The 12,004-nt window shown below is 32.8% G+C and carries 10 protein-coding genes and 1 pseudogene; 3 read left to right on the top strand and 8 right to left on the bottom strand.

What is annotated here, in order from left to right; genetic code table 11:
- Positions 1-447: 447 nt before the first annotated feature.
- The 7 genes and pseudogenes from cobA to BTJ66_RS07505 form a co-directional block, all read right to left on the bottom strand.
- Positions 448-1,395, bottom strand: coding sequence for a uroporphyrinogen-III C-methyltransferase (gene cobA, locus BTJ66_RS07535; RefSeq protein WP_099090355.1), 948 nt, complete (start codon positions 1,393-1,395; stop codon positions 448-450).
- Positions 1,386-1,700 carry a nitrite reductase small subunit NirD gene (gene nirD, locus BTJ66_RS07530; RefSeq protein ID WP_420801880.1) on the bottom strand — a complete coding sequence of 105 codons (315 nt, stop codon included), beginning with the start codon at positions 1,698-1,700 and terminating at the stop codon, positions 1,386-1,388. The genes cobA and nirD overlap by 10 nt, the downstream gene beginning before the upstream one ends.
- Positions 1,697-4,107 (bottom strand): annotated as a pseudogene (nirB, locus tag BTJ66_RS07525) (nitrite reductase large subunit NirB). Before nirB ends, nirD begins: the two are co-directional and overlap by 4 nt.
- Entirely contained in the window at positions 4,086-4,565 is a 480-nt protein-coding gene (locus BTJ66_RS07520) for a precorrin-2 dehydrogenase/sirohydrochlorin ferrochelatase family protein (protein WP_099090353.1), read from the bottom strand. Before BTJ66_RS07520 ends, nirB begins: the two are co-directional and overlap by 22 nt.
- Positions 4,546-5,286, bottom strand: coding sequence for a sirohydrochlorin chelatase (locus BTJ66_RS07515; RefSeq protein WP_099090352.1), 741 nt, complete (start codon positions 5,284-5,286; stop codon positions 4,546-4,548). The genes BTJ66_RS07520 and BTJ66_RS07515 overlap by 20 nt, the downstream gene beginning before the upstream one ends.
- A 140-nt stretch (positions 5,287-5,426) precedes the next feature.
- Positions 5,427-5,966, bottom strand: a complete 540-nt coding sequence (locus tag BTJ66_RS07510) for a GNAT family N-acetyltransferase (RefSeq protein WP_099090351.1) — start codon at positions 5,964-5,966, stop codon at positions 5,427-5,429.
- Between the two features lie 306 nt (positions 5,967-6,272).
- Positions 6,273-7,097 (bottom strand): formate/nitrite transporter family protein, encoded by an 825-nt coding sequence (locus BTJ66_RS07505; RefSeq protein ID WP_099090350.1) that lies wholly within the window; start codon positions 7,095-7,097, stop codon positions 6,273-6,275.
- Between the two features lie 194 nt (positions 7,098-7,291).
- Between BTJ66_RS07505 and BTJ66_RS07500 the strand changes: the two genes are divergently transcribed.
- On the top strand, positions 7,292-7,693 hold the full coding sequence (locus BTJ66_RS07500; RefSeq protein WP_099090349.1) for an Rrf2 family transcriptional regulator: 402 nt from the start codon (positions 7,292-7,294) through the stop codon (positions 7,691-7,693).
- A gap of 60 nt (positions 7,694-7,753) precedes the next feature.
- On the opposite strand, the gene BTJ66_RS07495 is transcribed toward BTJ66_RS07500, so the two are convergent.
- A complete protein-coding gene (locus BTJ66_RS07495) occupies positions 7,754-8,455 on the bottom strand; it encodes a GntR family transcriptional regulator (RefSeq protein WP_099090348.1) in 702 nt (233 codons plus the stop codon).
- A 155-nt stretch (positions 8,456-8,610) separates the two neighbouring features.
- On the opposite strand from BTJ66_RS07495, the gene BTJ66_RS07490 reads away from it, so the two are divergent.
- Both BTJ66_RS07490 and BTJ66_RS07485 read left to right on the top strand, forming a co-directional pair.
- The gene (locus tag BTJ66_RS07490; RefSeq protein WP_099090347.1) at positions 8,611-10,506 is read left to right on the top strand and encodes a beta-glucoside-specific PTS transporter subunit IIABC; all 1,896 of its coding nucleotides are present in this window, start codon (positions 8,611-8,613) and stop codon (positions 10,504-10,506) included.
- Positions 10,507-10,529: 23 nt separating this feature from the next.
- Positions 10,530-11,978 carry a 6-phospho-beta-glucosidase gene (locus BTJ66_RS07485; protein ID WP_099090346.1) on the top strand — a complete coding sequence of 483 codons (1,449 nt, stop codon included), beginning with the start codon at positions 10,530-10,532 and terminating at the stop codon, positions 11,976-11,978.
- Positions 11,979-12,004: the final 26 nt, after the last annotated feature.

Genomic DNA, 12,004 nt, shown 5'->3' with positions numbered 1-12,004 from the left:
CCAATTAATAACTGTATAAATACACCATAACACATTTTATATTGTAATAAATTAATTTATTGTAAATTTTTAAATAACTATATATTTATATTGCTATGCAATTGTTATTTTTTATCATAAGATTTCTGTATTTGTATAGAAAACTGTAGTTAATTATGGTTTTTATATTAATTAGTATGTGCATTATAAAAATAGATACAACAATAAATAATATTTTTTTAAAGTGATATCAATCATCATTTAACTTATGCAAACGCTCTAGGTTTACAATCTCAAAATAGGTATATCCACATACGTTATTTTCCTATAGTAAAATAAGCATCTGAGATATAAATCAATCTCAAATGCTTATGGTATAACGCGATCTTTATTAGAAAATTTTCTGCTTCTCTTTGTTTAATCTTAAAAATAAATCATTATTACAGTTTATTAGATGGAATTTCTTGATTAAGATTTCCCTAGTTCAATGACTGCATCAAACGCCCATTGATCTTGCAATTGTTCATATAGCATAAGCTGACTTTGATGATAAGTTATATTGTTATCTGGTTGTAACAAACAGTTATTTCCTGTTTCGCAAAGTTCGAATACTTTTTCAATTGCTTTATTTCGGGGGCCTTTAATTAAGTAAGTTTTAGAGCTATTATCTTTTATATTTTCATACCTAATATATTGCTCATCCAACAATTCACCAATAAGTAAGATACCAGGTTGATGCCACTGTTGTTCATTCATTTTTTTAGCAATTGTAGACAATTTACCAGAAATTACTCGTTCATTATATAAAGAAACGTGTTTTAATATAACCACCGGATAATCAATCTGCGCTTCTGTGTATATATAATCCAAAATATCTGTTAACTTTTTCATACCCATGTATATGGCTAAAGTCCCACCATTCATAAGACTTTTTAAATCAAACATTTGAGTTTGATCGTTGCAATAAGAACCCGTAGTGAATATGACACTTTTGGCAATATTCCTTGCTGTCAATCCAATTCCTAAACTGGCTACTGCTGCACTTGCAGTCGTAATACCAGGCACAATTTCGAATGCTATATTTTGTTTGAAAAGTGCATGCGTTTCTTCTTGCACGCGCCCAAATATAGATGGGTCTCCACCTTTTAATCTAACGACACGCTGATGATGTTTAGCTGCAAATATGATTTTCTCATTGATTTCTTCTTGATTTATATGTTTGTGATATGGTTTTTTACCAACATCGACAATTTCTGTAAGGGGATTTGCAATCTGTAATATAACTGGATTAACTAACCGATCATAAAATATAATATCTGCTGTTCTAATTAAATATTCTGCTTTTTTGGTGAGCAACATAGGGTTTCCTGGTCCAGCACCAACAAGAAAAACTTTTCCTAAATCATTTACAGGCATAGATACACATCTCCATTATGAACTTCCACATCATATACCGTAACGCATTCTAATTCAGAGTCCTCTAACTCACCAGTCTTTAAGTCTACTTTTTGATCATGTAACGGACAATAAACATGGTTTCCACTTACAGTGCCCTCTGAAAGTGGGCCTTGTTTATGAGGACATATATTATTTACCGCGTACACCGAACCATTTTCAGTTAAAAATATACCGATTTCTTTATCTTGAATGATCATTTTTTTACCAATGAGTGATGTAAGCTCATTAATTGAAGTTACTTTCACTTTGTTTGTTGTCATTATACATTCACTTCCTCTACTTCAAATATACGTTTAACTGATTGATCATTTAAAATGTGTGACCATGGTTCTTGTTCTACTGCCTGCTTAGCTTCCATAATGCGGTTGAAAAGTTCATCTTGTCTTGATGGATTTAATAACACATCTTTGACATTGTCAAAACCTAAGCGATTTATCCAAGGTGCTGTGCGTTCAGCATAGATACCAGTTTCTCTGTAGTATTGCATCAACGCGCCACATAATCTTATAACTTCTTCCTCAGTTTCTACAGTCGTTAAATGTTGTCCGATACTTACTTCTGTACCGCCGTTGCCACCTATATATATTTGAAAACCATTTTCCACACCAATAACTCCAAAATCTTTAACACCTGATTCTACACAACTTCTCGGACATCCAGATACACCCATTTTAAATTTATGCGGTGTATCAATGTATTCAAAAGTTTTTTCCAATTTCATACCTAATTCAGTTGTATTTTGAGTACCAAAACGGCAAAAAGCTTTACCTACACAACTTTTAACGGAGCGTGTTTTTTTACCATATGCTGAAGCTGATCTCATTCCTAAATCTTCCCATACCTTAGGCAGCCATTCTTTCTCAATACCATATAATCCAATCCGTTGTGAGCCGGTTACTTTAACAAGTGGTACATTATATTTTTGTGCAACTTCACCTAAACGTATTAATTGTGCTGCATCGGTAACACCACCACGCATTTGTGGAATAACTGAAAATGTACCATCTTTTTGAATATTAGCGTGGTATCGTTCATTTGCAAATCTTGATTCTATTTCATCTTCGTGCTCGAAAGGATATACCATATTTAAATAGTAGTTAAGCGCTGGTCTACATTTAGGACAACCATGTTTATCTTTAAAATTTAATTGTTGTCTCACAGATTCAGATGTTTTTAACCCTTTTGCTCTAATTTGCGTTACAATCTGATCGCGTGTTAAATCCGTACAATCGCATATACCTGTAGATTTATTAGCAACAAAATCTTCGCCTAATGTATGCTCTAATATTTGACCAATAAGACCCTTACATTTTCCACATGAATTACCTGCTTTTGTTACTTTTGTAACCTCATCTATACTTGTCAGACCTTCTGCATGAATCGCATTGGTAATGACACCTTTTTCAATACCATTACAACCACAAATCGTTTCATCATCTGACATATCTGCTATACTAACGCCTATCGCTTCTCCATCTTTATGTAAGAGAGAGACTCTTGTATAATCTTCAATTAATGCTTCTTTTTTCATCATATTAAAGAATCGAGAGCCCTCTTCAATATCACCATATAAGACTACTCCTACAATGACATTATCTTTAAAAATATTTTTTTATAATGGTTGCTTTGACTATCAAATGTCTCCAGGGCTTTAACCCCATCACTTTCTATAATGTGACCAGCACTATATAAATCACATCCTGAAACTTTCAGAGAAGTAAAAGTAGTTGAACCTTTATAACCATCAGTATCTTTATCTGTTAAATAATCAGCTAATACTTTACCTTGTTCATATAAAGGTGCAACTAAACCATATACTTTCCCATTGTGTTCTGCACATTCTCCAACTGCATATATAGATGGATCGCTTGTTTGCATATAGTCATTCACTTTGATTCCTCTGCCAACGTCGATACCACTCATTTCAGCAACTTTAGTGTAAGGTCTAATTCCAACTGCCATGACAACTAAATCCGCTTCAATCGTTGTCCCATCAGCTAAAGCAATACCAGTGACGTCTTCTTCACCTAAGATTGCTTTCGTACTTGCCTGTAATTTAAATTTCATGCCTTGTGCTTCTAAATCCGATTTCAAAAGACGTCCTGCCTTTTCATCTAATTGCATTTCCATGAGCCATTCAGCCAAGTGTACTACTGTGACGTCCATGCCTTGATCCATCAACCCTTTTGCACATTCCAAACCAAGCAATCCACCGCCAATCACAACAGCTGTTTTTTTGCATTGAGCAATTTCGATTAATCTTTCAGTATCTTCAATCGTGCGCCATCCAATCACACTCGGCAATAATGCGCCAGGTATAGGCAAGACAAAAGCTTTAGAACCAGTAGCAAATATACAAAGATCAAATTCAAATATACGACCTTGTTGTGTCGTTACCATTTTTTGATTTCGATTCACTTCAACAACAGGGTCATCTGTAATCAACGCTATATTATTTTGTTTATACCAATCAAAATGATTCATAATCGTTTCTTCAATTGTCATTTTCTGTTGAAGTATATTCGATAACATAATTCGATTATAGTTGGGGTAGGGTTCTTTCCCAATGATTGTAATATCGAATTTATCTTTATCGCGTTCTAATATCTCTTCAATGGTTCTTAAACCTGCCATTCCATTACCAATCATCACAAGTTTTTGTTTTGACATGAATTTTCCTCCTCATAAAATTCTGTTAAAAACCTTTCTACTGCTTGTGCCATTTTTTTCATTTTGTTGTAATCTTGGCCTTCTGACCTAAAATTTATTTTTATATTTTCATATGTGATCTCTAACATGTTAAAAAAATCTGACTGTGCCTTGTCTCCACAGTGGTTGACCCATTGCGTGCTTTTTGCATCATCTTTAATTTGATTGTTTATAGATTGATGATTGGTTGCCGCAATAACTAAATCAGCATGCTGAATATCATGTTTGTCATAACACTTTGTAATTAATTTAAAGTTATGATGCTCAAGTTCAAAAAATTCGGGCAAAAATTTTTTACTGATTATAGTTAAAGATTGTGGATTTTCTTTTAAAATATTTTTTGCCTTTCTATAAGCAATGGTACCGCCTCCTATAATGACAATATTTTTATTCATTAAATTAAGTTGTACTGGATACACCACAAAGCACCTCTGTTTCTCGAATTCTATCTGCTATGATTTTATGGAGTTCAGGCGGAAAATTGATCGCATTCGTATAATTAATTTCGCACGTCCTATACATTTGATTGATGCCCGCTTTTATTTCATTAACAATATAACCGTCATAAAGAAAGACTGGAACGATTAATACACTGGTATTTTCTAACAAATATCTTTGTATCTTTTGACGATAATTGTACTCGCCATAAACAGTGAGCATTTGCATAGGCAAATCAAAAACATCACATGCCTGCATTAATTTTTTCAATTCATAGTCAGGTTCTAGATAATTAGAACTGCCATGCGCAATCAATATGATCTGTTCTATATGATTTATATTTTTTAAAGTATCTAAAATATTTTTCTGAATTATTTTAGACATCTGTTTATGTGTACCGAGTGTTTTTGAAATAACATAATGCATCGTCGGATATTTCGATTTCAATTTGTTCAAAATAAAAGGAATATCTTCGTAATAATGTTTAGCTGGAAAGATAAGTAACGGTATAATAATGAATTCCGAATACCCTTGCTGCAGCAATTTTACAACTACACTTTCTACCGTTTGTGATTTACTCTCTAGAAAGGCAACATGAACCATTGTTTTACTTCGCTCCATTAATTTAGAAACAAAATTATGAAGTATTTCATTTTGCTTTCCGCTGTGCATACCATGTATGACGATTATATTTGCCTTCATAACGAACTCCTTCATCTACTTTATATTTGCATTGTAATATAAATAAACAGATTTTTGTGAATTAATTCACAATTATAAATAAAAATAGGGAATCCCCTTATTTATATAATAAAAGAATTCCTTAAACTTATTTTTAAATTTTAATGAAATGGCGGCATGCCTAATACGTCTTCATCAAATCTTTCTGGTATTAACACCTTACGCATAATGACACCTAAATCACCGTCATCATTTTCATGTTCTGCGTATACTTCGTAACCTCTTTTTTTATAAATATCTAAAAGCCACGGGTGTTTTCGAGCAGAAGTACCTAATGTTACAGCAGGCACTTTAAGTGTATCTCGCAAAAATGTTTCTTCCACGTATTTTAACAATTTACTACCTATCCCTTTACCATCATACGATGGCTTAGTAGCAAACCACCATACAAATGGATAAATTGAAATACGGCGTTTACTTTCCCATGGGAAACGCACTGTAATTGTAGAAATGATTTCCTTATCATCTTCTAATACGAATGTAGTATTTTTTGTTAAATTATCTTTTACTAATGTTAAATCAGCATTAACAGATGGCCAATCTATTCCCAATTCTCTTAAAGGGGTAAAAGCCTCATGCATCAGTTGTTGTAACACTTCTGCATCTGACTCTGTAGCAATCCTTATATTGTATTCAGACATGTTGTCACTCCTATCTCTTCATTGTTTATCCCATCATTAAAATTAAATGATTAACCATAGATATACTTTTAAATTCTATAAATACAATATGGCTTGTTTATATTTGAGTCAATTAATATGTTTTAGAATATTGCGCACAATTCAAATTGATATCATATGCCCTGTATTTTTCAAATAAAATGTCAATAACAGCGCTCATTATTATGACTCGAAAAATATGATATAGATGTTGTTATGCATAGATAAACTATTCTAGAATTCATACTTTATTATCGTATCCGTTCACATTCTAGAGGTATATAAAGATTAAGATTTACTATGCAAACTATCTCTTCTACCATTTAAGTATGCATAAACTAATCCTACAAAAATACCACCACCGATAAAGTTACCAATAAATGCAAAAAAGATATTTTTCAATACATGTAACCATGCTACCGCATCAAAGTCATAAAAAACCATACCAGAATATAACCCTGCATTAAATACCACATGTTCATATCCCATAAATACAAACACAATCACACCACATGCGATAAAGAATGCTTTTGATAAACCATCTTTAAATTGAATTGATACATAAATGCCAATATTAATAAAGAAATTACAAAAAATAGCCTTTACTAAAATCGCATACCAAGTACTATCTATCGTTTTGCCATCGACCATACTGGTTAAACTACTGATCATTTCCGGTGTCATAATAGGTGTGAATTTCATTAATGCGAACAGTATAAAACCGCCGATGATATTGAATAAGAAGCAAATAAACATAATACCTAACGCTTTATTCATACCAATCATTTTATAGTACCAGCCTACTGTCATATACATAAAATTACTTGTTAATAATTCTGAATTCGTTAACACGATCAGTACTAATGCTAAACTAAAGGAAATAGCACCCATAAGGTTTACTAAACCTTCGTTCGTACCTGTAAATTGCGTTTTAATACCTAACATAAATACTGTCACAATAGCTAATAGAAATCCTGACATAATTGATTTCAGTGCATAACGCCCTGGCGTTTGATCAAACATGACTTCTTTGATTTGAACCTGGTTATTGATATTTTCAATTGTTTCCTTCGACGTATATGTATCTTTTATAGACTTGTCATTATCTACCATAAACCACTCGCACTCCTTTTCAATTTTCAAATTATTAATTTACTAACAATGTTATTATATGAGTTTATTTCAATACTTAATAGTGTTTTTAGCATATTTTCTTATAATGATAACATTGCACGTTGCTATCATTTGAAGTAAAATCTACTTGTAATTAAAACATACACAAGCATTACTCAAAAGGAGACTTAGATTTGAACACTCAATTTTCCGTATCCATACACATTCTCACCCTACTTTCTACAGAACAAGAACCAGTATCTAGTCAATATATTGCAGATAGTATTAATAGCAATGCTACACTTGTTCGTAAATTATGCCGTTATTTAAAAGAAGGACGCTATATCCAAAGTAGTCAGGGTATTTCCGGTTATAGCTTATCTTGTGCCGCAAATGAAATTAAACTAGGTCAATTATATCAACTTGTTTTTTCAGATTCTATGCACTTTGCAAAAATCCACAAAGATACGAATCAACATTGTCATGTAGGGAAAAATATAAGCCATGCCTTGGATGACATTTATACCGAAATAGACGATACTATCATTAACAAACTGAACACGTATACGATTCAATCGGTCATAGACCGTTTTTAATAACGCTTATATAACTTATTCTTACGCGCAGTATAAGATGAACAAAGTTATATGAGCGTTTTATTTTTGAGATGGAATATAAAAATGTGAATTTTGATAATGATAGGTTAAATGTGAACAATCAAACGGTATCCCTGTAGTTGTATAAAATACTTGTTCATATTTTAAGCAAGGATTCCCTTTTGATAATTTGAGTAATTCGGCATCTTTGTCATCCAATTTATCAACCGTAAAATAAATATCTGAAAATCCAATTTTTACTTTTAAATGCTGTTCTAAATATTTAAATATAGATTCTTCAGCAATGGATTCATTGAGAAATAAGACAACGTCTTTATTAAAATACGAATGCTCATAGCATAAAATATTTCCATCAACATATATGAGTCGTTCTAATTGGTACACTTGAGCATTACTATCCAGTTTCAATATCTGCCGAACACTTTCAGGCGCCTTTATTTCATTTATATTAAGCACCTTATTTGTCACTTCTAAACCAACCATTTCATCACTAAATCCGCCCGTTGAAAATAAATTCAAATATCCTTCCCGCTGTTTATTGCGCACATATATACCACTTCCTCTTGCTTGATAAATCATTCCGTACTTTTCTAATTTTTCAAGTGCTTTAATTATCGTACTTTTACTTACATTATATTTTTCTTTTAATGTTTCTACATTTGGTAATTTATCACCAGCTTGAAAATGACCTACTTCAATATATTCAACCATTTGCTGGACTATTTTTTCATACTTAAGCATATACTGACCCCTTTAAATTAAATTCAAACTCATTATAACATGAACACAATTAAATAAACCGAACATTTATTTTAATAAGGTCTTTACAAATTGTACCGGTATAATTATAATTAACTAAAGCGTTTACATAAACTGAAATCAGGGAGCTGAAAACCATGACTGATAAAAATCAAATACTGGCTCAACAAATATTAGATGCCGTGGGTGGTGAAGAAAATATTGTTAATAGCACACATTGTGCTACCAGATTACGTTTAGTATTAAAAAGATCTATTCCAGACTCAAATAAAAAAGTATCTGAAATTGACGGTGTTGTTACAGTAGTAGAGAATAATGGACAATTTCAAGTCGTTATTGGAAATAATGTGGGAGAAGTATTCAAACACTTTGAGCATTTAACAACTGATCAACAATTAAATAGTAACGAAAGTTCAGAAAATAAAGGATCTATATTAAATAGAATTATTGCCACTATGTCTGCTGTGTTTGCGCCCTTTATTTATATTTTAGCTGCTGCTGGTATTCTACAAGGTCTACTAATTGTAATAAACCTTATTATTCCTTCTTTTAAAGATACAGGTACCTATGAAGTATTTAACTTTATGTCATGGGCTCCTTTTACTTTTCTACCTATATTCATTGCTATGACTGCTGCAAGACACTTTAATGTGAATGTTTATATAGCCGTTGCTTGTACCGCTGCTTTAGTGAGTCCTGATTTAGCTGGTATTATCGAAAGAATACAAGACGGTGAATCTATTAAACTTTTAGGTATTCCTTTGACTGAGACAAGCTATACGTCTTCAGTATTACCACCATTATTCTTAGTTTGGATATTATCCTATGTTGAAAAATATCTTAATACGTGGATTCATGATGTTGTAAAACCATTATTTACACCATTTTTAAGCATCGTTATTATGGTGCCGATAACATTATTAATCATAGGTCCAATCACAACTATCGCTGCACATGGTATTGCTAGCGGATTCAACTATCTTGTTGATGTAGCACCGTGGTTAGCTGGTGCATTGATCGGTGGACTATGGCAAATATTTGTCATTTTTGGCGTACATTGGGGTATTACACCAATGGTATTAGCAAACTTTGAACAACATAAAAGTGATGCATTTCAGGCATTTCAAACTATTGCTGTCATTTCACAAATTGGTGCTGTTATAGGTGTACTTATTAAAGCAAAACGAACAGAAATCAAACGCGTAGCTTCCTCTGCAGGTATTACTGGTATTTTTGGTATAACAGAACCATCTATGTACGGTATTAATTTACGCTTTAAAAAACCCTTTATTATTGCTTGTATCAGCGGTGCTATTGGTGCATTTGTGGCTAGTTTCTTTAATCCTAAGTATTATGCTTATGCTGGACTTCCTGGTCCCATTACTATTGTGAATGGCTATAGTGCTGATAATCCAACATCTATTTGGGGAATTCTTATTGGTTCAGTCATAGCCATTATTTTACCAATTGTATTAATTCAATTTATAGGATTTGGTGATGACACTACCGAAGAAGTTGAGCATACTGATAAAAAAACAAATGTAGACACAGATTCACATACACTCGACAACAACCTTGAAACAAAAGTATATGCGCCAATAAGTGGCGAAGTTGTGCCACTGTCAGAAGTAAATGACCCTATTTTTGCAGAAGGCATGATGGGAGAAGGCATTGCTATAAAACCAGATGACCAAACGGTGCACTCACCTTTTGAAGGCATTGTTAGTATGATTGCAGTTAGTAAACATGCCATTGGTATAACATCAACTACAGGGGTTGAGTTGCTAATACATGTTGGACTAGATACTGTCCAGTTGAATGGAAAGGGATTTGAATTGTTAATTGCTGAAAATGACTATGTTAAATCAGGACAACCCATATTAAAATTTGAACGCAAGCAAATAGAAGATGGTGGCTTTGATTCAATCATCCCAATTATCATTACGAATTCAGCTGAATTTAATGAAATCATCACTTCAGATAATACACAAGCTACATTAAGCGATGCATTATTAACTATTATTAATAAATAATTATTTTACAGGAGGACTTTAAAATGACAAAATTACCAAAAGATTTCTTATGGGGCGGCGCTTTAGCTGCCAATCAATTCGAAGGTGGATATGACCAAGATGGTAAAGGGTTGAGCGTAATAGATGTTATGACAAGTGGTGCACATGGAAAAGCACGTGAAATTACGCAAGATATAGATCCACAAAAATATTACCCAAATCATATAGGTATTGATTTTTATAACCGCTATAAAGAAGATATAGCACTGTTTAATGAAATGGGTTTGAAATGTTTACGTACTTCAATCGCATGGTCCCGAATCTTTCCAAATGGTGATGAAATTGAACCAAATGAAGCCGGACTACAATTTTATGATCATGTTTTTGATGAATTAATTAAATATGGTATTGAACCTGTAATCACATTATCTCATTTTGAAATGCCTTTGCATTTAGCTCGTGAATACGGTGGATTTAGAAATAGAAAAGTAGCTGACTTCTTTGCTCACTTTGCTGAAACTGTGTTCAAACGTTATAAAGATAAAGTGAAATATTGGATGACTTTTAACGAGATCAACAATCAAATGGATACCGATAATCCAATTTTCTTATGGACAAATTCTGGAGTTAGCATTGATGAGAATGAAAATTCAGAAGAAGTACTTTACCAAGTAGCTCATAACGAACTCATAGCAAGTGCTAAAGCAGTGAAAATTGGTAAAGAAATTAACCCTAATTTTGAAATAGGATTAATGATTTCACATGTAGCAATCTATCCTTATTCATGTAATCCAGAGGATATGATGGAATTTGTAAAAGCAAATAGGCTCCGCTTCTTCTTCCCAGACGTACAAGTACGCGGTTATTACCCAGGTTATGCTAATAAAATGTTCGAACAAAAAGGTTATCATATTGGCTGGCAAGAAGGCGATGAAAAGATACTTAAAGAAGGCACTGTGGACTATATTGGCTTCAGCTACTATATGAGTACTGTAGTAAAACATGACGTAGAATCTTATAAAGGCGAAAACGTTACAAACGGTGGATTAAATCATTCTGTAGATAATCCATTTATTCAACAAAGTGATTGGGGTTGGGCTATCGATCCAACTGGATTACGTTATACGCTCAATACGCTATATGATCGCTATCAAATTCCCTTATTTATCGTCGAAAATGGCTTTGGTGCTGTCGATGAATTTAATGAACATGGTGAAATTAACGACACATATCGTATTGATTATCTTAAAGCGCATATAGATGCTGCAATCAAAGCTGCTGATGAAGATGGTGTCGACCTCATGGGATACACACCATGGGGAATAATCGATATTATCTCTTTCACAACTGGAGAAATGAAAAAACGTTATGGTCTCATTTATGTAGATAGAGATAACAATGGACATGGCACGTTGGAACGTAAGAAAAAGGCATCTTTTGATTGGTATCGTAACGTAATAGAAACAAATGGTGAGTCTCTCAATTCATATTAAAATAAAAAGTGTCAGTGCAACTTGCG

This window comes from Staphylococcus edaphicus (assembly GCF_002614725.1).
In the GTDB taxonomy this organism is placed as follows: domain Bacteria; phylum Bacillota; class Bacilli; order Staphylococcales; family Staphylococcaceae; genus Staphylococcus; species Staphylococcus edaphicus.
Note: the sequence above shows the minus strand (reverse complement) of the source record. Positions and strands in the feature narration are given on the sequence as shown.

Coding starts and splice junctions, on each gene's coding strand:
- BTJ66_RS07485 (WP_099090346.1), top strand. CDS start 10,530: ATGACAAAATTACCAAAAGATTTCTTATGGGGCGGCGCTTTAGCTGCC.
- cobA (WP_099090355.1), bottom strand. CDS start 1,395: ATGCCTGTAAATGATTTAGGAAAAGTTTTTCTTGTTGGTGCTGGACCA.
- BTJ66_RS07510 (WP_099090351.1), bottom strand. CDS start 5,966: ATGTCTGAATACAATATAAGGATTGCTACAGAGTCAGATGCAGAAGTG.
- BTJ66_RS07490 (WP_099090347.1), top strand. CDS start 8,611: ATGACTGATAAAAATCAAATACTGGCTCAACAAATATTAGATGCCGTG.
- BTJ66_RS07495 (WP_099090348.1), bottom strand. CDS start 8,455: ATGCTTAAGTATGAAAAAATAGTCCAGCAAATGGTTGAATATATTGAA.
- BTJ66_RS07505 (WP_099090350.1), bottom strand. CDS start 7,097: ATGGTAGATAATGACAAGTCTATAAAAGATACATATACGTCGAAGGAA.
- BTJ66_RS07515 (WP_099090352.1), bottom strand. CDS start 5,286: ATGAAGGCAAATATAATCGTCATACATGGTATGCACAGCGGAAAGCAA.